This window comes from Luteibacter sp. UNCMF331Sha3.1, assembly GCF_900109915.1.
Lineage (GTDB): Bacteria > Pseudomonadota > Gammaproteobacteria > Xanthomonadales > Rhodanobacteraceae > Luteibacter.
In genome coordinates this window covers 23,430-48,239 of record NZ_FOBU01000002.1, presented here as the reverse complement: position 1 = coordinate 48,239, position 24,810 = coordinate 23,430, and the positions used below count along the sequence as shown (strand labels likewise).

General features: G+C 67.9%; 23 protein-coding genes. 8 read left to right on the top strand and 15 right to left on the bottom strand.

Going from position 1 to position 24,810, the window contains the following annotated elements; genetic code table 11:
* Positions 1-369: 369 nt before the first annotated feature.
* From BMX32_RS08535 to BMX32_RS08525, 3 genes are all read left to right on the top strand, one after another.
* Entirely contained in the window at positions 370-1,863 is a 1,494-nt protein-coding gene (locus BMX32_RS08535; RefSeq protein ID WP_089977309.1) for a LysM peptidoglycan-binding domain-containing protein, read from the top strand.
* 3 nt (positions 1,864-1,866) lie between these two features.
* Positions 1,867-2,565, top strand: a complete 699-nt coding sequence (locus BMX32_RS08530) for an HAD family hydrolase (protein ID WP_089977305.1) — start codon at positions 1,867-1,869, stop codon at positions 2,563-2,565.
* Positions 2,566-2,632: 67 nt separating this feature from the next.
* A complete protein-coding gene (locus BMX32_RS08525; RefSeq protein WP_089977302.1) occupies positions 2,633-4,009 on the top strand; it encodes a leucyl aminopeptidase family protein in 1,377 nt (458 codons plus the stop codon).
* Positions 4,010-4,087: 78 nt separating this feature from the next.
* Here the strand turns inward: BMX32_RS08525 and BMX32_RS08520 are convergent, their stop codons facing one another.
* Complete coding sequence (locus BMX32_RS08520) at positions 4,088-4,384, bottom strand: hypothetical protein (protein WP_089977298.1); 297 nt, start codon at positions 4,382-4,384, stop codon at positions 4,088-4,090.
* A 161-nt stretch (positions 4,385-4,545) separates the two neighbouring features.
* On the opposite strand from BMX32_RS08520, the gene BMX32_RS08515 reads away from it, so the two are divergent.
* Positions 4,546-5,541 carry an alpha/beta fold hydrolase gene (locus BMX32_RS08515; protein WP_089977295.1) on the top strand — a complete coding sequence of 332 codons (996 nt, stop codon included), beginning with the start codon at positions 4,546-4,548 and terminating at the stop codon, positions 5,539-5,541.
* A gap of 305 nt (positions 5,542-5,846) precedes the next feature.
* Here the strand turns inward: BMX32_RS08515 and BMX32_RS08510 are convergent, their stop codons facing one another.
* The 10 genes from BMX32_RS08510 to BMX32_RS08465 all read right to left on the bottom strand — a co-directional run bounded on the left by BMX32_RS08510 (position 5,847) and on the right by BMX32_RS08465 (position 16,243).
* Positions 5,847-6,332, bottom strand: coding sequence for a DUF4019 domain-containing protein (locus tag BMX32_RS08510; protein WP_089977292.1), 486 nt, complete (start codon positions 6,330-6,332; stop codon positions 5,847-5,849).
* Positions 6,333-6,599: 267 nt separating this feature from the next.
* The gene (locus BMX32_RS08505; protein WP_089977288.1) at positions 6,600-7,259 is read right to left on the bottom strand and encodes a hypothetical protein; all 660 of its coding nucleotides are present in this window, start codon (positions 7,257-7,259) and stop codon (positions 6,600-6,602) included.
* A 121-nt stretch (positions 7,260-7,380) separates the two neighbouring features.
* Positions 7,381-8,856, bottom strand: coding sequence for an anthranilate synthase component I (gene trpE / locus BMX32_RS08500; protein ID WP_089977285.1), 1,476 nt, complete (start codon positions 8,854-8,856; stop codon positions 7,381-7,383).
* 336 nt (positions 8,857-9,192) lie between these two features.
* Positions 9,193-11,190 (bottom strand): ATP-binding protein, encoded by a 1,998-nt coding sequence (locus BMX32_RS08495; protein ID WP_089977281.1) that lies wholly within the window; start codon positions 11,188-11,190, stop codon positions 9,193-9,195.
* Between the two features lie 82 nt (positions 11,191-11,272).
* On the bottom strand, positions 11,273-11,962 hold the full coding sequence (pdsR, locus tag BMX32_RS08490; protein WP_089977278.1) for a proteobacterial dedicated sortase system response regulator: 690 nt from the start codon (positions 11,960-11,962) through the stop codon (positions 11,273-11,275).
* 583 nt (positions 11,963-12,545) lie between these two features.
* Positions 12,546-13,316, bottom strand: a complete 771-nt coding sequence (locus BMX32_RS08485) for an SEL1-like repeat protein (protein ID WP_089977276.1) — start codon at positions 13,314-13,316, stop codon at positions 12,546-12,548.
* A gap of 114 nt (positions 13,317-13,430) precedes the next feature.
* Complete coding sequence (locus BMX32_RS08480; protein ID WP_139206697.1) at positions 13,431-14,180, bottom strand: hypothetical protein; 750 nt, start codon at positions 14,178-14,180, stop codon at positions 13,431-13,433.
* A gap of 110 nt (positions 14,181-14,290) precedes the next feature.
* Positions 14,291-14,968, bottom strand: coding sequence for a ribulose-phosphate 3-epimerase (rpe, locus tag BMX32_RS08475; protein ID WP_089977270.1), 678 nt, complete (start codon positions 14,966-14,968; stop codon positions 14,291-14,293).
* Positions 14,969-15,125: 157 nt separating this feature from the next.
* Positions 15,126-15,938: a co-chaperone DjlA gene (djlA, locus tag BMX32_RS08470; RefSeq protein ID WP_089977265.1), complete on the bottom strand. Its 813-nt coding sequence runs from the start codon at positions 15,936-15,938 to the stop codon at positions 15,126-15,128.
* Positions 15,935-16,243, bottom strand: a complete 309-nt coding sequence (locus BMX32_RS08465) for a c-type cytochrome (protein WP_089977258.1) — start codon at positions 16,241-16,243, stop codon at positions 15,935-15,937. The genes djlA and BMX32_RS08465 overlap by 4 nt, the downstream gene beginning before the upstream one ends.
* Positions 16,244-16,416: 173 nt before the next feature.
* Here BMX32_RS08465 and BMX32_RS08460 point away from each other — a divergent pair, with 173 nt between their 5' ends.
* From BMX32_RS08460 to BMX32_RS08445, 4 genes are all read left to right on the top strand, one after another.
* Entirely contained in the window at positions 16,417-17,313 is an 897-nt protein-coding gene (locus tag BMX32_RS08460) for a phosphoribosylaminoimidazolesuccinocarboxamide synthase (RefSeq protein WP_089977255.1), read from the top strand.
* A 33-nt stretch (positions 17,314-17,346) separates the two neighbouring features.
* Positions 17,347-17,814, top strand: a complete 468-nt coding sequence (locus BMX32_RS08455) for an Mpo1 family 2-hydroxy fatty acid dioxygenase (RefSeq protein ID WP_089977252.1) — start codon at positions 17,347-17,349, stop codon at positions 17,812-17,814.
* A gap of 10 nt (positions 17,815-17,824) precedes the next feature.
* Positions 17,825-18,235 carry a hypothetical protein gene (locus tag BMX32_RS08450; RefSeq protein WP_089977249.1) on the top strand — a complete coding sequence of 137 codons (411 nt, stop codon included), beginning with the start codon at positions 17,825-17,827 and terminating at the stop codon, positions 18,233-18,235.
* 196 nt (positions 18,236-18,431) lie between these two features.
* On the top strand, positions 18,432-18,614 hold the full coding sequence (locus BMX32_RS08445) for a DUF2061 domain-containing protein (RefSeq protein WP_089977246.1): 183 nt from the start codon (positions 18,432-18,434) through the stop codon (positions 18,612-18,614).
* Here the strand turns inward: BMX32_RS08445 and BMX32_RS08440 are convergent.
* From BMX32_RS08440 to lpdA, 4 genes are all read right to left on the bottom strand, one after another.
* Positions 18,597-20,720, bottom strand: coding sequence for a beta-agarase (locus BMX32_RS08440; RefSeq protein WP_089977243.1), 2,124 nt, complete (start codon positions 20,718-20,720; stop codon positions 18,597-18,599). The genes BMX32_RS08445 and BMX32_RS08440 overlap by 18 nt on opposite strands.
* A 132-nt stretch (positions 20,721-20,852) precedes the next feature.
* Positions 20,853-22,175, bottom strand: a complete 1,323-nt coding sequence (locus tag BMX32_RS08435; protein ID WP_089977240.1) for an APC family permease — start codon at positions 22,173-22,175, stop codon at positions 20,853-20,855.
* A 315-nt stretch (positions 22,176-22,490) separates the two neighbouring features.
* Positions 22,491-22,943 carry an REP-associated tyrosine transposase gene (locus tag BMX32_RS08430; protein ID WP_089977238.1) on the bottom strand — a complete coding sequence of 151 codons (453 nt, stop codon included), beginning with the start codon at positions 22,941-22,943 and terminating at the stop codon, positions 22,491-22,493.
* Positions 22,944-23,006: 63 nt separating this feature from the next.
* Positions 23,007-24,803 (bottom strand): dihydrolipoyl dehydrogenase, encoded by a 1,797-nt coding sequence (lpdA, locus tag BMX32_RS08425; protein WP_089977236.1) that lies wholly within the window; start codon positions 24,801-24,803, stop codon positions 23,007-23,009.
* Between the last annotated feature and the right edge of the window lie 7 nt (positions 24,804-24,810).

Genomic DNA, 24,810 nt, shown 5'->3' with positions numbered 1-24,810 from the left:
TTCGCGGGATCGCCAGCAGGCTGGCTCCCACCCTTCGGGAAGCATGTCATCGCGAGAGTGCCCGCTTCGCGGGATCGCCAGCAGGCTGGCTCCCACCCTTCGGGAAGCATGTCATCGCGAGAGTGCCCGCTTCGCCGGATCGCCAGCGGGCTGGCTTCCACCCTTCGGCACAAAGCGACTGCCGAGCTTTGGTGGGAGCCAGCCTGCTGGCGATGGGTGCTTGCGACGAACCTGAATCTCCCGACAGGTTACGTTCCGTTTCATGTCGGCAGGATGCTCCACTGACGTCAATGGTGCGCGCGGGCCCACGATGGCCCACAATTGCGGCCTTGCTCGCCCGTCCTATCTCCACCGAGGTTCTTGCCGTCCATGTCTCTTCGTCTCGCGCGACTGTTCACCGCCACGCTGATCGGCCTTAGCGCCTCCGCCACCGTTCTCGCCGCCGGCCCGCAGCTCGTCTGGCGTGGCGATATCACCACCGCGCGCGGCGTGGTCACCGATGTCGCGAAGGCATGGGAGAAAGCCGGCAAGGGCAAGATCGAACTGCAGCCCTTCAATACGGCCTCCGGCATCGACGCCGTCGCCAAGGGCTCGGCGGATCTCGCCGGTTCGGCCCGCCCGGGCATCGGCGCCGCGGAGCAGTCGCTCACCTTCACGCCGGTGGCGTGGGACGCCCTGGTGATGGTCACCTACCCGTCGAACCCGGTGAGCAACATCACGCTGAAGCAGCTCCATGAGATCTACATGGGCCGCATCACGAACTGGAAGGACCTCGGCGGCGAAGACGCCCCGATCAACCTCTACGCCGTGGCCAGCCCGCAGGACGGCGTGGAATACAGCCTGCGTCGCCTGCTCTTCGGCCGCGGCAACCAGCCGGTGGCTGCGCCGCGCCTTTACGTGAACGTGGCGAAGCTCGAAGAAGGCGTCACGCTCGACAAGCGCGGCCTCGGCGCCAGCACGCTCGCGGGCGCATCCTCGAACAAGAAGGTGAAGATCCTTTCCATCGACGGCGTCGCGCCCTCGATGTCGACGGTCGGTAGCGGCGCCTACCCGCTGTATACCGAGCTCTACCTGGTCACGAACGAGACCGGCCCGAAGGCCGCCGAGGTGAAGGACTTCATCGCGTTCGTCACCTCCAGCGCCGGCAGCTCGCTGCTGCGCTCGCATAACCTGGTGCCGTACGCCGATGGCGCCTCGCTGGCCTCGAAGGATGCCGCCCGTCGCGCGTCCATCGCCTCCACCGTCGGCACGCGTGCCAACGTGGGCCAGCCGATGACCACGCCGACCGCGGCCCCGGCCGCTGCACCGGCGCTCGCCGCCGCGGCCGTCGCGAAGGAAACGGCCGTCGCCAAGGCGCAGGTCGCCGGCAAGGGTGCGAAGGCCGCGAAGGAAACCAAGGCCTCGGTCGCCACCACGGCGGAGCCGTCGCAGTTCGCCAAGGTCGTCGCCAGCGTCACCACGTCGGCGCATCAGGGCTTCAAGGGCGTGCACGCCGAAGCCTTCACCTCGTCGGACAACGCCAAGGTGGGCGGCAAGTTCGCCAAGGTGCTGGCCGATGCCGTCACGGTGAAGGGCAAGCCGGTCGCGAAGCCGGCCGCGCCGGTCGATGCGACGGAGAAGTCCAGCGCCGTCGCCACGCCGAAGGTCGCCGACGCCGCGCCGGTCGCCAAGCCGGCCAAGGTCGCGAAGGCCGAGGCGAAGAAGCCGGCCGCCGCGGCGCGCACCTACAAGGTGGCGCAGGGCGACACGCTCTATTCCATCGCGAAGAAGAACGCGGTGGACGTGAACCAGCTCCGCGCCATGAATGGCCTGAAGGACAACAACGTCCGTCTCGGCCAGGTGCTGAAGGTCGGCGCGCGCTAAGCCGTGCCGATCCGCGCCGTATCCCTCGACCTCGACGACACCCTGTGGCCGGTTCTGCCGGCCCTGATCGAGGCCGAGCACTGCGTGGATCGCTGGCTGAAGCAGCACCATCCGGATGTCGCTAGCGCGTGGCCCATCGAGGCCATGCGCGAGCTCCGCGAGAAGGTGGCGCGGGAAAACACCCACCTCTCGCACGATTTCAGCGAACAACGCCGCCTCACCATCCGTCACGCCTTCGCGGCCTGCGGTATCCACGATGCCCCCGTCGACGAGCTGTGGCGCATCTATTTCGCGGCGCGCAACAACGTCGAGCTCTACCCCGACACCCTGCCCGCGCTCGATCGCATCGCCTCGCGCATGCCGCTGGTCAGCATCTCGAACGGCAATGCCGATCTCGAAGTGATCGGGCTGCACACGTATTTCCACACGCGGCTCAACGCCAGCGGCGTGGGCGTGGCCAAGCCACACCCCCAGATCTTCCTCGCGGCCGCCGACGCCCTCGGTATCGCGCCGCAGGACATCCTTCACGTGGGCGACGATCCCCTGCTCGATGTGGTCGGCGCGCGCGATGCGGGGATGCGCACCGTGTGGCTCAACCGCACGGGCGAGCGCTGGTCGCACGGGCCGGCGCCGGATCTGGAATTCCCCGACATGACGGCTCTTGCCGATTGGATTGACGCGGCGTCCGCCGCTGGCCGTTAGAATAGTGGTTCACCGACGGTAACAATTCATCGACGCGGTCTGGCAACCGCGAGGCACGGGAGGCCTGATGTCACCTCTGATCGAACGCAAATCCGGCAAGCGCACCGCTATCCCCATCGAGACCGTCGATCCGACGAGCATGGCGGCGGCTGAAAGTCGCCTCGACACGCCGCAGCGCAAATGGCTCACGTCCACCGGCTTCCGTCCGATGCCTGGCGCGCTCGCGGTGCTGCCGGGTGCGAAGGGCGAGATCTCGCGCGTGCTGATCGGCGTCGATCGTCACCAGCCGCTGTCCGCGCTGGGTGGCCTGCCGTTCCGTCTGCCGCTGGGCACGTACGAGCTGGACGAGGATGGCGTCATCGAGGACACCGAGCTCGCGGCGCTCGGCTGGGCGCTGGGCGCGTATCGCTTCGAGCGCTATCGCACGTTCGAGCGCAAGTCGTCGCAGCTCGCCGTGGCCCCGGCCACGCTGCGCGCGCTGGCCCCGTTGATCGATGCGACCGCGCAGGTGCGCGACCTCGTCAACACGCCGACCGAAGATATGGGCCCGGAGGATCTCTCCAAGGCCATCCACGCGCACGCCGACGAGCACAAGGCGAAGGTGCAGGAGTGGGTCGGCGACGAACTGCTCACCGGTAATTTCCCCACCATCCACGCCGTGGGTCGCGCGAGCCATCGTCCGCCTCGCCTGATCGAGCTGACGTGGGGCAAGAATTCGAATCCGAAGCTCGTGATCGTCGGCAAGGGCGTGTGCTTCGACACCGGCGGCCTCGACATCAAGCCGGCCGATGGCATGCGCTGGATGAAGAAAGACATGGGCGGTGCCGCGCACGCCATCGCGCTCGCCGGCCTGGTGATGAAGGCGAAGCTGCCGGTGCGCCTGACGCTGCTGGTGCCCGCCGTGGAGAACGCCATCGCCGGTAACGCGATGCGTCCGGGCGAGGTCATCCGCACGCGCGCGGGCCACACGGTGGAGGTGGACAACACCGATGCCGAGGGTCGCCTTGTGCTGTGCGATGCGCTGGCTTACGCGGTGGAACAGGCGCCGGATCTGATCGTGGATTTCGCCACGCTCACGGGTGCGGCGCGCGTGGCGCTGGGGCCGGAGCTGCCGGCGTTGTTCACCAATCGCGACCAGCTGGCCGACGGTGTCATCGGCGCGGCGGAAGCCGTGAGCGATCCGATGTGGCGGTTGCCGCTGTGGCGGCCGTACCGGCGGATGCTGGAATCGGGTATTGCCGATTTCGCGAATGCCGGGCCTTCGCGGCATGCGGGCGCGATCACGGCGGCGCTGTATCTGGAGCGCTTCGTGCCGGATACGCAGAACTGGATGCACCTGGATACGTATTCGTGGAACGACGGCGACCGCCCGGCGCATCCGCGCGGTGGCGAAGCGCAGGGGCTTCGGGCGTTCTTCCGGTTTCTGTCGGAGCGCTATTCGTAATTCGGCGGGAGCCAGCAGGCTGGCGATGGGTTCTTGTCGCGAGCACCCTTCGCCAGCAGGCTGGCTCCCACCAGGGCGTCAGGTCTCTTGCTCGCTCTGCTTCGCCTTCCACGCCACCACCGAGCGCAGGTTGCGCTCCAGTTCCGCGATGGTCAGCGGGAAATAGTTGTCGTCGCCGTCCTGGGCCTGCCAGCTGGCGATGCGCTTGTCGGCGCCGCCGACGCCGGCCGCCGCCAGTGCGGCGCGCACGTCCGCCGTGTCGAGGTCCGTGGCCTGCAGGATCAGCTGCCAGAGCCAGTTCATCCGCTGGGGATCGACCCCGCGCGTCATCGGCGGGCGCGTGTACGTATGTGACGGCGTTTCGAAATCCGACATGGCGACATCCCTTCATGGTGCGTGAGGGCGAGTATGCCACCGGGCCGATGGATGGCTATAAGCTCAGGCTGGTGCTCGTGTAGGAGCCGCTATAGCGGCGAGCTCTTTCGCGCGTCGCCAAGAGCTCGCCGCTATAGCGGCTCCTACAGTCGGAGACCTTCATGTTCCGTACGCTTGCAGCCTCCCTGTTGCTCGTCGCCCTGCCCGCGCTGGCCGACGACGGCCCGAAGGTCGAAGACCTCGGCGCGCGCCTCGAACGGCTCGACTATCCGTACCCGGTGACGATGTTCCCGGTGAAGAGCCAGGGCCAGTCGCTAGAGATGGCCTACATGGACCTGACACCGGAGCACGCGAACGGACGCACCGCGGTGTTGCTGCATGGGAAGAATTTCTGCGGGCCCTATTGGGCGGCGACCGCGGAACACCTGCGTGCGGAAGGCTATCGCGTGGTGGTTCCGGATCAGATCGGCTTCTGCAAATCGTCCAGGCCGCGCGGTTATCAATACACCTTTCAGCAGCTCGCGACGAACACGCACGATCTGCTGAAGCGGCTCGGCGTGGACAAGGTGACCGTGGTCGCGCATTCGATGGGTGGGATGATCGGCGCGCGCTACGCGCTGATGTTTCCGCAGGGCGTCGAGAGGCTCGTGCTGGTGGATCCACTGGGACTGGAGGACTGGAAGGCCAAGGGCGTGCCGTGGCGCAGTGTCGATGCGTGGTACGCGAGCGAGCTGAAGACGTCGTACGCGAGCATCAAGGCCTATCAGCTGAAGAGCTACTACGACGGTCGATGGAAGCCGGCATACGACCGCTGGGCGCTGATGCAGGCGGGCATGTACGAAGGCGACGGGCGTGAGGTGTCATCGTGGGCGGGGGCGCTGACGTACGACATGATCTTTACGCAGCCGTTGGTCTACGAGTTTCCGGACATCCGCGTGCCGACGGTGCTGATCGTGGGATCGAAGGACCGCACGGCGGTCGGGAAGGATGCCGCGCCCGCGGATGTCGCCGCGAAGCTGGGGGATTATCCGGCGCTCGGCAAGGAGGCGGCGGCGCGGATTCCTGGCGCGCGGTTCGTGTTGCTGGACGGGCTGGGGCATTCGCCGATGATCGAGGCGCCCGAGCGGTTTTATGAGGCGCTGGATGGGGCGCTTTGAGCGAGCGATCGACGATCACCCGGTGGTAGAGGTGGTGCTGCCGAAGGGGTGATTCGGGTGATGGGCCGCTGCGCGGATCGCCAGCAGGCTGGCTCCCACCGGAGGTTCGATGCCTGTGTGTATGGGAGCGGCCTTGGCCGCGATGGGTGTTTGCGGCGAGCACCCTTCGCCAGCAGGCTGGCTCCCACCGGTTGTGTGGGAGCGGCCTTGGCCGCGATGGGGGCTTGTGGCGAGCAACCTTCGCCAGCAGGCTGGCTCCCACCCTCTTCGGTTGGAGTGGTTCGGGTGACGGGCCGTGCCTTCGCCTACGGCGCGAAGCTGATCTCGCGTTGGATCGGGCGGATCACGTAGCCGACGGGCAGCCATCCGCTGCTGCCTGGTGCGAGCGAGACGGTTTCGTAGATGAGCGCACGAGCGTAATGCGCGACGAAGATGACGTTGAGGTAGTCGCCTGCGGGCAACCCGGCCGGATCGCGGACGCGGGTGACTTCGAACCACTCGCGGCCGACGAGTGCGCCGCGATCGAGGCGGATCTTGCGGAGGTAACGCACCCATTCCGCGCGCGGCACGATCTTCTGCATCATCGCGCCGGCTTCGAGCCACATCGCGTCGGGACGGCGACCGTCCGACATCCGTACCCAGTGGGTGGCGCAGCTCACGGCGTGGTCGAGGGAATTGGGCTGCGGGCCGAGCCGGGGCGTGTTGCTGATGCTCAGCAGGGAAGCGTAACCGTGCGTGCCGGGAAGGCTGGCGTTGGGCGGCTTGCGTGCGGAGATCGGCACGGACGACACGGCGGCGCTCCTTCGGGGCTGGAACACAGCTTCCGGTGCGGCGGCCCAGGTGCCAAGTCGGCCGGATGGGATACGCGGCTTGGCGTAGGAGCCGCTGGCTGCGATGGGTGTTCGCGGCGAGCACCCTTCGCCAGCAGGCTGGCTCCCACCGGCGGTTCGATGCCTGTGGGTGTGTGGGAGCGGCCTTGGCCGCGATGGGGGCTTGCGGCGAGCTCCCTTCGCCAGCGGGCTGGCTCCCACCGGGGGCTCGGTGCCTGGCTTGCCGAATCAGCGGTGGCCGAAGGCCAGGACTTCTGCCGTGTAGGTTTCCACCACGAGGCTGAAGGGCTGGTTGGCCTGATTGAACAGCACCGCGCGGTGGCGGAGCACGTCGTGCGGAATGGCGAGTGCGCCGTCGCGGGACGGTGGCAGCGGCGCGTCCATTTCCCAGCCGGCGGGCAGCGGGGACCAGAGCAGTTCGGCGCTGATCGTCTGGCGGCGGAAGTGCAGCGCCTGCACCACCTTGCCGAAGGGCTGGTCGGTGGTGTCGAGGATCTGGTTCATCTCCGGCGTGAGCCGGGCCGGCACGTACCAGTTATCGGCTTCGGACAGCACGTGGTCGCCGCAGGCGAGCTGCACGCGGCGGTAGCGCACCGGCTCGTCCTTGCCGATGCCGAGCGTTTCGCGCGCGTCGTCGGGCAGGGGCTTGTCCTGACCCTTGATCCGGTGCGCAACGATCTTCGCCTCCGGTGCGAGCTGATGCACGCCGCACCAGCGCTCCAGCGTGAGCGTGGCGCTGGGGTGGCTGAGCAGGTCGGCGTTGAACGACTGCAGCAGCGCCAGCACCTGCGTGCGCGAGGCGACGTCATCGGTCCACGGCTCGCGCGCCTGCGCGGTGGCGGCGAACACGGCGAGCGAGGTAGCGGCGATGAGGGTTCGGGTGGTCATGGGCATGTCGTGTGCTGGCTTCGGGGCAGATGCATCGTCGATCCGGCAGGCGCGCGCAGGGCCTGATGCGTCTGGCCTCGCAAGCGGTCGCGCGCGAGGCGCGCTGCTGCAAGGGTTGGAATCAGAGGCCCTTGGCCGCCTGTGCCACCGCGCGGAATAGCGCGCGGCCCTTGTTCATCGTCTCTTCCCACTCGGCGGCCGGGTCGGAGTCGTAGACCACGCCGCCGCCGGCCTGCACGTGGAGTCGGCCGTCCTGGATCACCGCGGTGCGGATGGCGATGGCGGTATCCGCGTCGCCCCACCAGCCGAGCCAGCCGATGGCGCCGGCGTAGATGTTGCGCTTGAACGGTTCGAGTTCCTGGATGATCTCGAGCGCGCGGATCTTCGGCGCGCCGCTGACGGTGCCGGCGGGGAACGTGGCCTTGATGACGTCCATGTAGCTGAGGTCGTCGCGGATGTCGCCCTCGACCTGCGACACGATGTGCATCACGTGCGAGTAGCGCTCGACGACGAACGATTCCGCGAGCTCCACCGTGCCCGTCTGGCTGACGCGGCCCACGTCGTTGCGACCGAGGTCGATCAGCATGAGGTGTTCGGCGCGTTCCTTCGGATCGGCGAGCAGTTCGGTCTCGAGCGCGATGTCTTCGGCGTCGTCCTTGCCGCGGCGGCGCGTGCCGGCGATCGGACGCAGTACCACGCGGCCATTCTTCAGGCGCACGAGGATCTCGGGCGACGAGCCGACGATCTGCGTTTCGCCGATGTCGATGAAGTACATGTACGGCGACGGGTTCGTCGCGCGCAACGCGCGATAGACGTCGACCGGCCGCGCGTTGAAACCGATGCTGAGGCGTTGCGACGGCACCACCTGGAAGATGTCGCCCGCACGGATGTATTCCTGTGCGGTGCGCACCATGGCTTCGTATTCCTCGCGCGTGAACGAGGATTTGAAATCGGACTCGTCGAGCGCGGCGGGCTGCAGCATCTGCGGGTACGACACGCCGGACTGGCGCAGGCGGAACGTCAGCGCGTCGAGACGGCGCGACGCTTCGGCATAGGCCTGCGGACCCGACGGGTCGGCGTGCACGATGAGGTAGAGGCGGCCCTTGAGGTTGTCGAACACCGCCACTTCGTCGGCGAGCATGAGCAGCACGTCGGGCGTGCCGAGCTCGTCGCGCTTGTCCCACTGTGCGAGGCGCTTTTCGATGTAACCGATGGTCTCGAAACCGAAGTAGCCGACGAGTCCGCCGGTGAAGTCCGGCAGGCCCGGGAGCTTCGGCACGTCGTACTGCTTGCGCAGCGTTTCGATCTCGGCGAGCGGGTCGTCGAGGTGGCGGCGTTCGACGACTTCGCCGCTTTCTTCCACTTCCAGCTCGTGACCGCGCAGGCGATACACGCGCCGCGCCGGCAGGCCGATGATGGAATGACGTCCCCAGGTGGCGCCGCCCTCGACGGATTCGAACAGGAAGGTGTACGGGCCATCGGCGAGCTTGAGGTACACCGACAGCGGGGTATCGAGGTCGGAAAACACCTCGCGCACCAGCGGAATACGGGTGTGTCCCTGCGCGGCGTAAGCGTCGAATTGGTCGCGGGAGATCATGGGGCGGAGATCGGCTTCGGGGTGACCGTCGATTGTAGCCGTTAATAGGTAGGAGCCAGCCTGTGTGGGAGCGGCCTTGGCCGCGATGGGTGCTTGCGGCAAGCACCGTTCGCCAGCAGGCTGGCTCCCACCGGGAGATCGCAGCCTGTGTGGGAGCGGCCTTGGCCGCGATGGGGGGCTTGCGGCGAGCACCCTTCGCCAGCAGGCTGGCTCCCACCTGAGGCCAGCGGGCTGGCTCCCACCGGGGGTTCGATGCCTGTGTGGGAGCGGCCTTGGCCGCGATGGGGGCTTGCGGCGAGCTCCCTTCGCCAGCGGGCTGGCGCCCAGCGGCGCCGCTCAGGCGAGGCGTTGGCGGGGCATGCCCTTCAGGTGCAGGGTGAACGCGACGCCGCCTTCGATGTTGCGGGCGCTGGCCATGCCCTGGTGGCGCTCGGCGACGAGGCGCACGACGTACAGGCCGAGGCCCAGGTGTGGTGCGTCGCCGGGGGTGGCCTTGTCGCGCAGGCTGACCAGCGAGTCGAACAGGCGGCCCTGCATCGCGGCGGGCAGCGGCGGGCCTTCGTTGGCGAGCTCGATGTCCGCGCCCTCCGCCGTAGGTCGCAGCGCGATGCGCATCCAGCCGCCGGGCGGCGTGAACGACAGCGCGTTGTCGAAGAGCTTGTCGAGCGCCTGCGCGATGAGTTCGGGCGACACGTGCATGAAGACCGGCGTGGTGGGCAGCTCCGCCGCGAGCTCGCGGTCGCCGGTGAGGTGGCGGTAGCCGTCCGCGCAGCCGCGCACGATGTCGGCGAGATCGACGTCTTCGGCTTCGGCGGCGGCGATGGCGCGCTCCATGCGCGAGGCTTCGCTCATCGCGCGAACCAGCGCACCGAGTCGTGCCACGCCGTCGCGGGCACGCGCGAGGTAGGGCTCGGCTTCCGCCGGCAGGCCGGCGTGGTCGAGATTGTCGAGCGACGACTTCACGATCGCCAGCGGCGTGTTGAGTTCGTGCGAGAGCTTCGACGCGAGCGTGCGCAGGTAGTCGGTGTAGCCACCCACCACGTCGAACAGCCGCGCGAAACTGCGAGCGAGGTCACCCAGCTCGTCGGTGGCGTCGGTGAGCGGAAACGGGCCGTCGAGGCGGCCGTCGTTGTCCTGCGCGCGCTCCGCGGCGTTGCGCAGGCGACGCAGGCGGATCGTCAGGCGCGTGGCGAACAGCAGCAGTACGCCGCCGGCGACGAGCAGCACCGCGAAGCTCGTCAGCAGCAGCCCGAACAGCGCGCGGTTGGCGAGCAGCGGTACCGCGCGGCTCGGCTGTTCGAGCAGCACCACGCCGTGCACCTTGCCGCGTACCTCGATCGGCGTCGCGGCGGCGAGCACCACGCTGCCGCGCGCTTCGCCGGCGCGCCACGCGGTGGCGGGCCGGCCTTGCAGCGCTTCGCGCACTTCCGGCAGCTCGATGCGCGGCGCGTCTTCCGCCCAGGCGCTGTCGGGGTCGAGGCGCGTGGCCAGCAGCGAGCGGTAGACGAGCGACGCGAACCAGCCGGGGCGTTCGCTGTACGGAAGATCGGGCAGGTCGAGCTTGCCGCTCTGCGCCATCAACCACGCGCCATCGGACAGCACGCGCACGCGCACGCCGTCGGGCGCCAGGCGGCCGATTTCCTGCGAGAGCGACGGCGAGAAGTCGAGCAGCGGGCGGCTCTCCGCGGTCAGCGGTTCGTGATCGCCCTCGGCGATGACGTGCACGCCAAGGCCGAAGCGGTCGAGCCGGAGTCCGCGCGGCAGCCGGAATTCCGCACGGAAGCCGCTGCCGTCTTCCTGCCACTGCGCGTTGATGCGATCGGGCAGCACGCCGGCCTCGGCGTCGAGCGCGATGGCGGTGGTCGCGCCGGGCGCGGCGCTGGCGAGGAGGTAGCGCTGCGTGTCGTCGCCGCTGGCGATGGACACCACGAGGTGGTCGGCGCTGAGGGCAAGTCGATCGGTGGCGTCGGCGCGACGGCGCTGCGGTGCGCGCACGTCGATGTAGAAGTAGAGCCAGTGATCGTCTTCCGCGAGGATCACCCGCGCGTTGCGGCCGAACGACTGGGCCCACGGGCTGAGCGAGGCGAGGTCGTCGCCGTAGCCGTCGATCGCGATGGGTACGGTGGTGCGCTGCACGTACCACGCAGGCCCGGCCGGCGGAATCGGCGCGTCGACGACCACGAGGCTTCGGGCCATGCCGCGCGCCGATGCGACGAGCGCCTGCGCCTGGCCTTCGCGCAGCAGCGTTTCCATCTGGCGCACGTAGAGCCACCCGGCCACGGGGAGGGCCAGGGTGCAGAGGGCGACGAGGAGGAGTTTCTGGCGGAGGGTCATGGATGTTGCCGGGTGGGAGCCAGCCTGCTGGCGATGGGTGCTCGCGGCGAGCATCCATCGCCAGCGGGCTGGCTCCCACCCATCACGGCGTCCAGCGGTAGCCGACGCCGTGCACCGTTTCGATCGCGTCGAAGTCCGGCGCCAGCGCGACGAACTTCTTGCGGATGCGCTTGATGTGCGAGGTGATGGTGGCGTCGTCCACCACCAGTTCCGCTTCGCGCATCAGCTGGTCGCGGTTCTTCACGTGGCCGGGGAAGCGCACCAGCGTGTGCACCATCCAGAACTCGGTGACGGTGAGCGGAATCTCGATGCCATTCCACAGCACGCGCATGCGCTCGGATTCCAGCTTCAGCGGGCCGTGCTCGATCACCGTCTCGCTCGCCGTCGGCGTCTTCAGCGACTCGATGCGGCGGAACAGCGCCGCGATGCGCGCGGCGAGCTGATGCAGGCTGGTGTCCTTGGACAGGTAATCGTCCGCACCGAGGCGCAGGCCGGAGATCACGTCGAAATCGGAATCGCGCGCGGTGAGGAAGATGATCGGCAACGTGGCGGACTTCGCGCGCAGTTCGCGGCAGAGATCGAAACCGCCTTCGGGCTCGTCGCCGAGACCGATGTCGATGATCACGAGTTCGGGCAGGCGCATGGCGAACGCGGTGGACGCTTCCCCGCGCGATCCGTAGCCGCGGGCCTCGTAGCCGAAGCGATTGAGCGCCTCGACGTAGTTCGCGCGGATCAGGGGTTCGTCTTCGACGATGGCGATGCTGCGGGCCATGGGCATTCCGTGAGTGGATCGGCTGCGCGCAGGTTGCTATGTGGCCGCGTCATCTGCAAGGGCCGTGCCTGCTTTGCCCGCGTTTCGCCTCCCGGCGCGCCGGTAAGGGGCCGCGCCCGCCGCATCACGAAAACTTTGCCCGCGCTTTGCCATAAACCATCTGCGGATTGCCCCAGCGAGGACGCTCCGCCCGCCGTCAGCGGCGTTCAACTGTCCACGACGGCGAGCCATCCGGCGCCGGAGGAGAACCCATGAAAACCAAACCCGACGCCGACAACACCGAACTGGACCGCGACTTCGAGCCGCTGCGCGTGGCACTCGCGCTCGGCGCCCTGGCGCTGGGTCTGCTGTTCGGCATGCACTGACGAGAGGACACGCTCATGGATCTCTTCGACGACTTCGTGGAACCGGCCATGGAAGGTCATGGCGCGGCCGGTGCGCACGGATGCGTGCCGGTCGCCGGGGCGGCGGAGCCCGACCCCAACTGGCAGCCGGTCTGACCCTTTTCCCCTGAGACGCTCCTCCCCGGGAGCCTCCCTTCACTCCCCCGGCCGCCTGGCTGGGGGAGCTTTTTCGTGTCCGCTTACTCTGGCGCGGAGACGTGCGTGGCGACCTGACCGATGGGTACGAGGTTCGTCGGCTGCACCTCGCCGACGGTCACCGTGCCGTTCAGGCCGCGGAAGTATTCGTCGGCGTCCTTCTTGATGACGCGCATCACGCTGAAACCCGACACGCCACCGGCACGCGACGCCTCGGAGCCGTCGCCGAACTGGCCCGGCACGTCGCCGCTGGGCGGCGTCAGACCGGCGATGAAGACCGAGCCGCCGAAGAAGGACGCGGCTTCGATCATGCGTATCTCGGACAGGTAGCGGCGATGCGCGCGACGGCCGGCCGTCGCATCGCCGAACTCCCCGCGCAGGTCGCGCCAGTAGACGTTGGCCTGCGCGCGTTCGTCCGGCGTGCTTTCGAGATAGGCGCGGGCGAAGGCCGCTTCGTATTTCGGATCGTGGCGCTCCGCGGCGATCGCGAGCCACGCCACGCCGAGCGGGCGATTCGCCCTGCCCTCGTCGCCGTTGTAGTACATGAGGCCCAGCACGTACTGCGCAGGCTTGCTGGCCCAGAAGGCGGCATCGCGCAGGCGCTCGGCGGCGAGGTTGTTGTGCCCTTTGCCGAAATCGCGGATGGCCGCGCAGAAATAGTATTCGCCCGGCAGGAGGCGCTCGAGACCGGTGGCGCAATAGCGCACGGTCTGGCGGATCACGTCCTTCGGGTTGGTGGGTGGCGCTTCACCGGCGAACACACCGGTGGCGAAGACACTGCACAGTACGAAGAGCGCGATACGTTTCACCGACATGCCTTTCTCCTTGGAGGCGATTTTCCGGTTCTGGCCGGTGGGAGCCAGCCTGCTGGCGAAGGGTGCTTGTCGCGAGCACTCTTCGCCAGCAGGCTGGCTCCCACCGTTCCTGGCTTAGTTCTGCTCGGCCGGCGTCGTGCGTGCCGCCACGGTGCCGATGGGCACGAGTTGCGCTTCGCCCACGAACACGTGGCTGTTGTAGCCGTAGAAATACATCGCCTTCTGCGTCTGCAGGATGCGTCCGAGCGAGAAACCCGACTGCAGCGGGCCGTCGTCCGGGAAGCCGAAACCGTACGGGATGGTCACGCCGTCGATGAAGACGCTGCCGCCGAAGTTGGTGGCCCAGGCGATCTGCTGGTATTCGCGATCGAAGCGACGCTCCGCGCGGGGGGCGGCGATGTCGTCGGCATACGTCGTTTTCAGCTCCTTCCAGTACGCGTCGGCCTGCGCGCGCTCTTCCGGCGTCACCTGCTGGTAGGCGGAGATGAAGGTCGGTTCGTACGCGGGGTCGTGGCGTTCGGCCGCGAGCGCCAGCCAGGCCAGGCCCAGCGGGCGATTCTTCTGCGCGTGGTCGCCATTGAAGTACATGACGCCCAGCGCGTACTGCGCGGGCTTGCTGGCCCAGGCGGCGGCGTTCTTCAGGCCTTCGCGCGCCAGGCCTTCGTTGCCGCTCCAGTAGTTACGGGCAGCGGAGCAGAAGTAGTAGTCGCCGGGGAGGAAGCGTTCGAGTCCGCCAGGACACGGTTGCAACGTTCTGGCGACGACGCTTTTCTGGTCGGGCAACGGCTGCGGTCGCTCGCCGGCCTGGGCGGCCAGCGGCGCGGCGATCGCGAGGGTCAAGGCAAGTACGGATAACGACTTCATGAGCGCATCCTCCATCAGCCCCCCTGGGCCAATTTACAGTACTACAGAGTTCGCTTTTGAGTCGTGAAATGTTCTTTAGGCCGGGAGCCCGAAGGCTGGCTCCCGCCCCCTCAGGCGTTCTTCTCGATCGCGGCGTGCATGCGGCGGATGACGTCGGCGTAATCCGGGGCATTGAAGATGGCCGAGCCGGCGACAAAGGTATCCGCGCCCGCGGCGGCGATCTGACCGATGTTGTCGGCGTTGACGCCACCGTCCACCTCCAGGCGGATGGCCCGGCCACTGGCGTCGATGCGCTCGCGCACGTGACGGATCTTGTCGAGGGCGGTGGGGATGAACTTCTGCCCGCCGAAGCCGGGGTTCACCGACATGATCAGCACCATGTCGATCTTGTCCATCACGTAGTCCAGCCACGAGAGCGGCGTGGCGGGGTTGAAGACCAGCCCGGCCTCGCAGCCCTCGTCCTTGATCAGCTGGATGGTGCGGTCCACGTGCTCGGTGGCTTCCGGGTGGAAGCTGATGCTGCGCGCACCGGCCTTCGCGAAGTCGGGCACGATGCGATCCACCGGCTTGACCATCAGGTGCACGTCGATGTGCTCCACGATGCCGTAATCGCGCAACGCCTTCAGCACCATCGGGCCGATGGTGAGATTCGGCACGTAATGGTTGTCCATCACGTCGAAGTGCACCCATTGCGCGCCGGCGTCGAGCACCTTGCGCGTGGACTCGCCCAGACGGGCGAAGTCGGCCGAGAGGATGGACGGGGCGATGACGGGGGACTGCTTGGCCATGAGGGGTACCGTGTTCGGGCGGCGGGATGCTTAAGGGTAAACCGTTAGCGCGCGGACGGGCTTGGTGCCGTTATCGGTGGGAGCCAGCCTGCTGGCGAAGGGTGCTTGCCGCGAGCACCCTTCGCCAGCAGGCTGGCTCCCACCCAGGCGGCGTTCGTTACTTGAAGCCTCGCTCCGCCTTGATGCGCTCGTAGGCCGCGTTGATTTCGCTGGCGCGCGATTCCGCGCGGCGGCGCATGTCTTCGGGGAGGTCGCCGAGGCGGTCGGGATGGTGTTCGGAGATCAGCTTGCGGTACGCGCGCTTGATCGCGCGGTCGTCGGCGTCGCGCTGGATGCCGAGGATCGCGTAGGGGTCGGGGCCCTGCGGGTTCCGCTGCGGCGGCACGTAGCCACCACCGCCGTTCGCGCGGCCGCCGCCGTAGGAGCGACCGCCCTGCCCGGCGTTCCAGGCGTAGCCCTTCATGGCCATCAGCGCCATGAGCTCCATGTCGCTGACGCGCAGCGCGAAGGCGAGCTGACGCAGGATGGCCATTTTCTCGGGCGACGGCTGGCCTTCGGCGAGCACGGTCTCGATCACCACGTCGATGACGGGGAACGCGTGGTCGCGGCGATGGCCGACCCACTGGCGCAGCTCGTCGATCACGGCCGTGGCATCGAATTCCGGCTGCTTGCCTTCGTTGAAGGCTTCGATGGCGACGCGGCGTGCGTCCTGGTCGAGACCCATGCGGGCCATCAGGCGCTCGGCGATGGCGATCTCGGCTTCGGACACCCGGCCGTCGGCCTTGGCGACCGCGCCGATCAGCGCGAACAGCGGCGCGACGTAGCCGCCCTGCGTCGGCGTACGGCGGCGCTGCTGCTGGCGGCTGGCGTCGAACATGAAGCCGAGCGCACCGCCGACGAGGGCGCCGATCAGGTTGTGCGTGAAGTACATCCCGATGACGGCGCCGATGAGGGTCGCGGTGAAATTCATTGAGGAGCTCTGGGCGTCAGCGCGGAGTACCACTGGGCGAGCTGGTCGAGCTCCGCGTCGGTGAGGGGACCGGTCGCCGCGCGCATCACGGGGATGTCGCGGCGGCCGTCGCGATACTGGCGGAGGGCCTCGCGCAGGTAATCGAGTTTCTGGCCTGCGAGATTCGGTGCGCCGGGGATTTTCGCCATGCCGTCTTCGCCGTGGCACGCCGCGCACAGCCCGAGGCGCGCCGGCTTCGCAGGCGGGGCGGCGAGGACAGGGGCGGACAGGGCCAGGGCGATTGCCGCGGTCGTGAGGATGCGCATGGCGAGGCTATGGGGGCGATGGCCGGGAATTCTAGCAGGGTGCGGCAAGCAGCCATCGCCAGCAGGCTGGGCCCCACCGGGGCTGTCGACACGTGGTGGGAGCCAGTCTGCTGGCTATGCTTTCCGGCGACATCGCTACAATGGGCGGATTCCCGCCTCACCGGAGCCTTGCCGTGCCCACCACCCTTTCGCAATCCGACCTGCCGGGCCTGGAGCTCATCCATCGCGGCAAGGTGCGCGACGTCTACGCACTGCCCGGCAATCGCCTGCTGATGGTGGCGACGGACCGGCTGTCGGCGTTCGACGTGGTGCTGCCCGATCCGATCCCCGGCAAGGGCGAGATGCTCACCCAGATCTCGAATTTCTGGTTCGAAAAGACCGCGCACCTGATGCCGAACCACCTCACGGGCGAAGACGTGCGCTCCGTGCTGCCGGCCGGCGTCGACCCGGCGCTCTACGCCAAGCGCGCGGTGATCACCAAGCGCCTGAAGCCGGTGCCGGTCGAGGCGATCGCGCGCGGTTACCTCATTGGCTCGGGCTGGAAGGATTACCAGGCCACGGGCGCGCTCTGCGGCATCGCGCTGCCCGCCGGCCTGCAGCAGGCGCAGAAGCTGCCGGCGCCGATCTTCACGCCGTCGACGAAGGCCGCCGTGGGCGACCACGACGAGAACGTCAGCTTCGACAGCGTCGTGTCGCAGGTGGGCGAGGAGCTCGCCAACGCCGTGCGCGACGCGACGCTGAAGATCTACGCGTTCGCGGCCGCCCATGCCGCCGAGCGCGGCATCATCGTGGCGGATACCAAGTTCGAATTCGGCACCGACGAGAACGGCGTGCTGCACATCATGGACGAGATGCTCACCCCGGATTCCTCGCGCTTCTGGCCCGCCGACAAATATCAGGTGGGCATCAGCCCGCCCAGTTACGACAAGCAGTTCGTGCGCGATTACCTGGAGCAGGTGGGCTGGAACAAGCAGCCGCCCGCGCCGAAGGTGCCGGCGGACGTCATCGCGGGCACGGCGGCGAAGTACGCCGAGGCGCTCGACAAGCTGGCCGGCATCCGCCTGGATTAAGCTGACGGCCACGCCAGCGACGGAGGGGAAGCCATGCGCGACGCAGCCACCTGGTTCGGCAACTATAGCCACGACCATCAGAACGCGACCAACCGCCTGATCCACTGGATCTGCGTGCCGGCGATCACCTGGACGGTGGTCGCCTTCGTCTGGCTGATCCCCGTCCCTGGCTGGCTCGGCCGGCCGGGCTTCTGGGCGGTGCTGGCGATGTTCCTGGCGTTCTGCTTCTACTACTACCGGCTGTCGCGCCGGATCGGCTTCGCCATGGCCGGCGCGTTCGTCGTGCTGGCGCTGTTGACCGACATGCTCTACCGCGCCATCGGCAGCACGGGCCTTCTGTGGCTCGCCGTCGGCGTGTTCGTGGTGGCGTGGATCGGCCAGTTCATCGGCCACCGGATCGAAGGCCGGCGCCCGTCGTTCCTCACCGATCTCCAGTACCTGCTGATCGGCCCCGCGTGGCTGATGAGCAAGGCGCTCGCGCGCTTCGGCGTGCCGTACTGACGGACCTGTCGTGACCCAATCGATCCTGACCCTGCTCTCCGCCGCCATCTGGTGGGTGATCTATTCCAGCGCCGCGGCGGTCGTGCCGGCGCTCATCACGTGGCTCACGCTGCGCTGGCTCGAGAAGACGGCGGTGGTGTTCAACCGCGCCTACCTCGCCAGCCTGCTGTGGATGCTGGTGGCGGTGCTCACCGGCGGGCTGGTGATCGCCTCGCAGCATGGGCAGGCGGCGGGGCAGTCGCTGTTCGCCCTGCCCTGGATGCGTGCCGCGCTCATCCTCGACATGGTGGTGGGCGTGTGGCTGATCTGGCGCCTGGTGCCGCGCATCGATGCCCGACGGGTGAAGCCGACCAGCGCCTGCATGGTCGTGGCGCTGGTGATGGTGGTGGCGATGGTGACGGGGACGGCCATTCATCGTTGATGGGTGGGAGCCAGGCTGCTGCGATGGGGGCTTGGCGCGAGCACCCTTCGCCAGCAGGCTGGCTCCCACCAGTGACCCCATGAAGCGCTGGCTTCTTCCGGGATAGTGTGTCCCTATCGTCGCGATTGAGAGCATCCGTTGGACTTGCGGCCCGGCGTCCCCATAATGAGATTCATTCCCATTGGAGTGGCTCGCTATGGCCCGCAAGATCAAATATGCCGCGACGCACTTCAGCATCGCGTTTTCGATGAGTTACGCCGTGAACCAGAATGTCGCGATCAGCACGATCGTCGGCATCGCGGAACCGATCGCGTTCGCGCTGGGCCGTGACCTGGCCCGTGGAGACCACCGCGGCCTCCCCCTATCGACCGCCGCCTGACGCGGCTTGCCCGCCGCCTGTGCGGGCGTTGGTGTCGGTCACGGCGCGCGTGAAACCGTCGAACGGGATGTCGGTGATGCCGACGAGACCGATGTGGGCGTTCTCGCCGTCGAGCACGCGTCCCGTCACCGGCTGATCGACATACTGGAACCAGTGCGTGCCCACGACGACGCCCGATGATGCCGCCGCGTCGACGAAGCGCGCGTAGGCCTTGCCGCGCTCGTCTTCGTTCGCCACCGCGGCGACACCGTTGCCGAACGGGCCGCGATCCGCCGATCCGAAGTGGAACTCCGTGATCATCACGGGCGTGTCGTGCTGGCGGAACGCCGCGACGTCGAAGCCGTGCTCGGGCAGGTCGGTATAGGTGTTGATGCTGGTCACGTCGGCGTAGCGCGCGCTCGCGGCTTCCACTTCCGGCGTGCGCACGGCGAGTCGCCCCCCGAGGAACAGGTGGTGCGGGTCCGCCTTCTTCAGCGCCGTGGCGACCGTCTCGAAGTACCGGCTGGCGTAAAGCGTCAGGAACGCGATGTAGTCGGTGGCGATGGCCGGGTGCGCTTCGTTCGGGTCAGGCGCCATGAAGCCTTGCCTCGCGACGTCGTCCCACGTCGCGGCCGTGACGCCCCATGCCTTCGCGAACGTCGCGACATCGCCGTGCGTTTTCTTCAGATACGCGAGGAAGGCCTGTTTCGCCGGGCTGTCGGGCCCCTGCGCCAAGCTGCCGGTGGCGAGCGCCCAGCGCCCTTGTGGCCCCTGCCCCGCCCACGCGAGTTCGTTGTCCGCGAAGTAGCCGAGCAACCACGGATCGTCGCGCACGCCCTTCGTCGCCTTCGCCACCGCGGCGTCCGTCGCTGCGGTGAACGTCGGATCGAACGGATCGGGCATGCGGCCCCAGTAGTCGAAGCCGGTGCCCACCGTGTTGTAGCGACCGGTGATGAGGATGGGCACCGTGTAGGCAATGCGGTGGTCGCCGGCGAAGGCCGGATCGCTCCAGTTGCCGAGCGTGTTGAAGCGCCAGCGCTTGAGGCGATCGACGGTGCGCTGGCGCCACGCGGTTTCGGGCTTGTCGCCCAGGGTGCGTGCGACGTTGTTGGCGTAGATATCCCACCAGCGTCCGTGATTCATGCCGTTGTCGCGTTGCGAGCCCTGATCGCTGCGGCTGTCGGCGATGCCGGTGTAGGGCGCGCCGGCCGCGGGCGGATTCGTGAACATGAACTCGCGACCCTGCACGTACGTTCGGCCATCGGTGAGGTTCACCGCGTTGACGCCCAGCGAGAAGAAGGCGTGGCCTTCCGGCGTCACCAGCCACCAGCGGTCGCCCTGCTTCTGCGTGTGGAACCAGCCCGTGGCCTTCAGCGCAGGCAGATCGGTGCGTCCGCCGTAACGGTCGAGGTTCGTCGCCTTCGGCACGGACGGCGCGGCGTTCGCTTTCGCCTCGAGCGCGGCATCGTCGGCGATCTTCTCGGGCCACGTGGCGCGGGTGTACTGACCATAGCGGTCGACGATGGCGGTGTAGGCATGACGCAGATCGTCGGATCGGGTCACGTCGTCGAGCGTGCCGAAGAGCAGCGTTTGCGCCGCGCCGGGTTGCGGCATCGACAGCGTGACGGACGTGACCGCCTGCGCGTCGATCGCACCGTCGACCTGCGTGGCGACGAGACGTTTCGTCGTGCCATCGTCGAACGGCATCGGTGGCGCGACGTGCATGCCGAACGCGCGCGGGGATGTCGCCTGCAGCGGCACGGAAAGCGTCTGCGGTGGACCCGGCGGAACGCCCACCGTGGTCGTGAGGTGCTTGTCGTTGGATGCGACGTCGACGATGAGCGTCACGGGCCAGGGCATGCCGTTCTGGACGCGCAGGCGCATCGTGCCGTTGGTCGGCCAGTGCCATGTGCCTTGGGCCGGGGCGAGGACCAGCGAGGGCTTCGGGGCTGGCGCGAACGTGACGGCGACGAGCGGTTCGCCGGTGGCGGTCTTGCGAATGGTGGGGTCGAGAGTGGCGTTGGTGGTGCGTGTCGTGAGGCCAGAAGGGGCGACCGATATATCGAGCGTCGCGGCCTGGGAGGCTGCGGACGTCAACACTAGACAGGTGACGAGGTAGGCACGCATGCGAGGCACTTTGCCACAAGCGGCTTCTTCTGGTGGGAGCCAGCCTGCTGGCGAAGGGTGCTTGCCGCGAGCACCCTTCGCCAGCAGGCTGGCTCCCACCGGATCAGGTTCCTTTTTCCCGGTTCCGTAAACCTATGCTGCCGACCGGCGGCGCCACAGGTAGTACACCGGTACGCCGATCGCGATGATGACGAGGCTCATGCCGGCGTCGGCCGGCGCCGCGATTGCCGTGGCGGCGATGACGCAGAGCACCGTGGTGGTGAAGATCATCGGCAGCCACGGATACCCCGGCACGAGGTACGGCGACGGCTCCGATGTCAGTTTCCTGCGATACCAGAAGATCGTCGCGATGCCGAACGCGTGCGACAACCATTCGCCGACCGTCGTGTAGTTCAGCAACGCGTTGAAGCTGCCGGAGAGGATCAGCACGATCGCCCATCCGCCCAGTGCCGCCAGTGCGAACTGAGGCGCACCCGTGCGTGCGTCGATGCGTGCGATCGGGCGGAAGAACATGCCGTCCGCGCTCATCACCTGAAGCACGCGAGCGCCGCCCGCGATGGCGATGCTGCAGTAACCGAACGTGGAACAGGCGATGCCCACGGCGATGATGGTAGCGCCGGATTCGCCGAACACGCGGCGCATGAGATCGGCGGCGGGGGCGGTGCTGGCCGCAAGTCCTGCGTGGCCGAGGCCGGCCATGTAGGCGATGTTCACGAGCACGTAGCAGACGACGACGCTGGCCATGCCGAGACCGAGCGCGCGCGGCAGCGTGCGTTGCGGGTCGCGGACCTCGCCCGCGAGGTCGTTGAGGTAGTGGAACCCGCCGTACGCGAAGAGCGCCGGCAGCAACGCGCCGATGACGGTGCTGGCGGGCACGTCGTGCGTGGGATCCGCGACGAAGGCCGCGCCGAGGTGGCCGCGCGCGAGGTACAGGCCGACGATGATCAGCAGCGCGACGGCGCCGAGTTTCAGCACGGTGAAGATGTTCTGCACCCACGCGCCGGCGCGGATGCCGAAGAAGTTCACGGCGACGATGAAGGCGATGGCCCCGACCGCGAGCGGCTTCACCCATTCATGCGGCAGACCGATGGCGCGGCAGGCGTAGTCCGCGAAGGTCGTGGCGACCGCGGCGACGCTACCCGGGTAGTTGATCAGCGCCATGGTCCAGCCGAACAGAAACGCCGGCAACTGGCCGAAGGCCTCGCGCAGGTAGACGTAGGTGCCGCCTGCCTGCGGGCGTCGCGCACCGAGTTCGGCGTAACAGAGCACGCCGGCGAGTGTGAGCAGACCGCCGAGGGTCCAGAGCACGATCACTTCCGTGCCGGAACTGGTGAGCTGCGCGACGGTGGACGGTGTACGGAAGATACCCGCACCGATGACACCGCCGATGACGATCATCGCGGCATCCCAGATGCCGAGGCGACGGAGGTAGTGGGCTGGCTGAGGTGCTGACATCGGGGGACGATGCCATAAGCGCGGCGAAGGTGCGAGGTGGGGTTCCCGCGCCGCCGCAGTGCAGGAGCCGCTATAGCGGCGAGCTTTTCGCTTCGTAGCCGGGAGAGCTCGCCGCTGTAGCGGCTCCTACAGGGGCGGGCGTTGTAGGAGCCGCTATAGCGGCGAGCTTTTCGCTTCGTAGCGGGAAGAGCTCGCCGCTGTAGCGGCTCCTACAGGGGGCGGGCGTTGTAGGAGCCGCTATAGCGGCGAGCTTTTCGCTTCGTAGCCGGGAGAGCTCGCCGCTGTAGCGGCTACTACGGGGGGCGGGCGGTTCGGTCAGAGCCACACGGCGTTCCAGTAGGGGTAATCGCCGACCGAGGTCGCCAGGCCGGCCCGGAGGGGGTTTGCCACGAGGTACCGGGCGGCAGCCTTGAGGTCGTCTTCCCTGCGCAGGGCGCGATCGTGAAAGGTACGCTGCCACACCGGGTACGAACGGGACGACGTACGGTTCATGGCGCGAGTGACCGCCGCCTTGAATCGACCTACGACACGATCGAGCGACTCGTCCCCGAGTTCGACGAGACCATGCCAATGGTCGGGCATGACGACCCATGCGAGACACCGGGAGTCACGCCAGGTTCGCGGATCGTGGGCGATTCGCGCGACGGCGCGTGCACACCGATGATCGCGAAACAGAGGCGACCTGTTCCACGTGACAGCCGTGATCAGGTATACGCGACCGGTCTCCGAGACCCGCCCGCGACGCAGAACGTTCGAAGCAGACAACATGCACGGAGCATGGCGCGCATGCACGATGCGCGCTGCCGGGCAACCAGCAGCGCGCACGTAGGGCTACTTCTTCTTCGGAATGTACAGGTCGGTGATCGTGCCTTCGTAGACCTCTGCCGCCATGCCGACGGATTCGCCGAGCGTGGGGTGGGGGTGCACGGTGCGGCCGATGTCGCCGGCTTCCGCGCCCATCTCGATGGCGAGGGCCAGTTCGGAGATGAGGTCGCCCGCGTGCGGGCCGACGATGCCGGCGCCGACGATGCGGTGGGTTTCTTCGTCGAAGATGAGCTTGGTGAAGCCTTCGGTGCGATCGATACCGATGGCGCGACCGGAGGCGGCCCACGGGAACTTGCCGACGCCGACCTTCAGACCCTTCTCTTTCGCTTCGCGCTCGGTGACGCCGACCCAGGCGATTTCCGGATCGGTGTACGCCACCGACGGGATCACGCGCGCATCGAAGAAGCTCTTCTGACCCGCCGCGGCTTCCGCCGCGACCTTGGCTTCGTGCGTGGCCTTGTGCGCCAGCATCGGCTGGCCCACGAGGTCGCCGATGGCGAAGATGTGCTTCACGTTGGTGCGCATCTGGCGATCGACGGGAATGAAGCCGCGATCGGTGACTTCCACGCCGGCCTTCTCCGCGCCGACCTTGCCGCCGTTCGGCGAGCGGCCGACGGAGACGAGCACGCGATCGTAGAGCTTGGTCTCGGGAATGCTCTCGCCGTCGAAGGTGACTTCGATGCCCTTCTTGGTGGCCTTCGCCTCGACGACCTTCGTCTTGAGGTGGATGCCCTTGTAACGCTTGGCGATGCGCTGCTGCAGCGGCTTGATCAGGTCGGCATCGGCGCCCGGGATCAGCTGGTCGGCGAGTTCGACGACCGTGACTTCCGAGCCGAGACCGGCGTACACCGTGGCCATTTCCAGGCCGATGATGCCGCCGCCGACGACGAGCAGCGTCTTCGGCACGTCGCGCAGTTCGAGCGCACCGGTGGAGTCGATGATGCGCTCGTCGTCCCACGGGAACGACGGCAGCTTGACCGACTGCGAACCGGCGGCGATCACCGCATTACGGAAACGGATGAGCTTCGGGCCGTCGGCCGTCTGCACTTCGAGCTCGTTCGGCGACACGAAACTGCCCACGCCGGTGACGGTGCGGACTTTGCGGGCCTTCGCCATCTGCGCGAGACCGCCGGTGAGCTTGCCGACGACCTTGTCCTTGAACGAGCGCAGCTTGTCGAGGTCGATGGTCGGCTTGCCGAAGGTGATGCCGTGCTGGTCCATGTGCGCGGCTTCGTCGATGACGGCGGCCGCGTGCAGCAGGGCCTTCGATGGGATGCAGCCGACGTTGAGGCACACGCCGCCGAGCGACGCGTAGCGTTCGACCAGCACGGTGTCCAGGCCGATGTCCGCCCCGCGGAACGCCGCGGTGTAGCCGCCCGGACCGGAGCCCAGCACGACGAGTTCGCACTCGATGTCGGCCTTGCGGCCGCTGTCGCCTGCGGCCTGCGGCGCCGCGACAGGCGTGGCGGGCTTCGGCGGTGCCGGCGCGGGCGACGGCGTGGCGGGAGCCGGGGCTTCCTTCGTCGTCGACTGCCCGACCGCCTTCGCCGGTGCGGCGGCGCCTTCGGTTTCGATGATGGCGATGACGCTGCCGTCGTTGAGTTCGTCGCCGACCTTGACCTTCAGCTCCTTGATGACGCCGCCCTGCGAGGCGGGGACGTCCATCGTGGCCTTGTCGGATTCCAGCGTGATGAGGCTCTGGTCCTTGGCGACGGTGTCGCCGACCTTCACCAGGATCTCGATGACGGGAACGTCGTGCGAGCCGCCGAGATCGGGGACCTTCAGTTCGATCGTGTTAGCCATGCGTGCG

Bases quoted from the DNA above. Each gene is read 5' to 3' on its own strand.
- BMX32_RS08535 (WP_089977309.1), top strand. From the start codon at position 370: ATGTCTCTTCGTCTCGCGCGACTGTTCACCGCCACGCTGATCGGCCTT.
- BMX32_RS08525 (WP_089977302.1), top strand. From the start codon at position 2,633: ATGTCACCTCTGATCGAACGCAAATCCGGCAAGCGCACCGCTATCCCC.
- BMX32_RS08520 (WP_089977298.1), bottom strand. From the start codon at position 4,384: ATGTCGGATTTCGAAACGCCGTCACATACGTACACGCGCCCGCCGATG.
- BMX32_RS08515 (WP_089977295.1), top strand. From the start codon at position 4,546: ATGTTCCGTACGCTTGCAGCCTCCCTGTTGCTCGTCGCCCTGCCCGCG.
- BMX32_RS08505 (WP_089977288.1), bottom strand. From the start codon at position 7,259: ATGACCACCCGAACCCTCATCGCCGCTACCTCGCTCGCCGTGTTCGCC.
- trpE (WP_089977285.1), bottom strand. From the start codon at position 8,856: ATGATCTCCCGCGACCAATTCGACGCTTACGCCGCGCAGGGACACACC.
- BMX32_RS08495 (WP_089977281.1), bottom strand. From the start codon at position 11,190: ATGACCCTCCGCCAGAAACTCCTCCTCGTCGCCCTCTGCACCCTGGCC.
- pdsR (WP_089977278.1), bottom strand. From the start codon at position 11,962: ATGGCCCGCAGCATCGCCATCGTCGAAGACGAACCCCTGATCCGCGCG.
- BMX32_RS08485 (WP_089977276.1), bottom strand. From the start codon at position 13,316: ATGTCGGTGAAACGTATCGCGCTCTTCGTACTGTGCAGTGTCTTCGCC.
- BMX32_RS08480 (WP_139206697.1), bottom strand. From the start codon at position 14,180: ATGAAGTCGTTATCCGTACTTGCCTTGACCCTCGCGATCGCCGCGCCG.
- rpe (WP_089977270.1), bottom strand. From the start codon at position 14,968: ATGGCCAAGCAGTCCCCCGTCATCGCCCCGTCCATCCTCTCGGCCGAC.
- djlA (WP_089977265.1), bottom strand. From the start codon at position 15,938: ATGAATTTCACCGCGACCCTCATCGGCGCCGTCATCGGGATGTACTTC.
- BMX32_RS08465 (WP_089977258.1), bottom strand. From the start codon at position 16,243: ATGCGCATCCTCACGACCGCGGCAATCGCCCTGGCCCTGTCCGCCCCT.
- BMX32_RS08455 (WP_089977252.1), top strand. From the start codon at position 17,347: ATGCGCGACGCAGCCACCTGGTTCGGCAACTATAGCCACGACCATCAG.
- BMX32_RS08445 (WP_089977246.1), top strand. From the start codon at position 18,432: ATGGCCCGCAAGATCAAATATGCCGCGACGCACTTCAGCATCGCGTTT.
- BMX32_RS08440 (WP_089977243.1), bottom strand. From the start codon at position 20,720: ATGCGTGCCTACCTCGTCACCTGTCTAGTGTTGACGTCCGCAGCCTCC.
- BMX32_RS08435 (WP_089977240.1), bottom strand. From the start codon at position 22,175: ATGTCAGCACCTCAGCCAGCCCACTACCTCCGTCGCCTCGGCATCTGG.
- BMX32_RS08430 (WP_089977238.1), bottom strand. From the start codon at position 22,943: ATGTTGTCTGCTTCGAACGTTCTGCGTCGCGGGCGGGTCTCGGAGACC.
- lpdA (WP_089977236.1), bottom strand. From the start codon at position 24,803: ATGGCTAACACGATCGAACTGAAGGTCCCCGATCTCGGCGGCTCGCAC.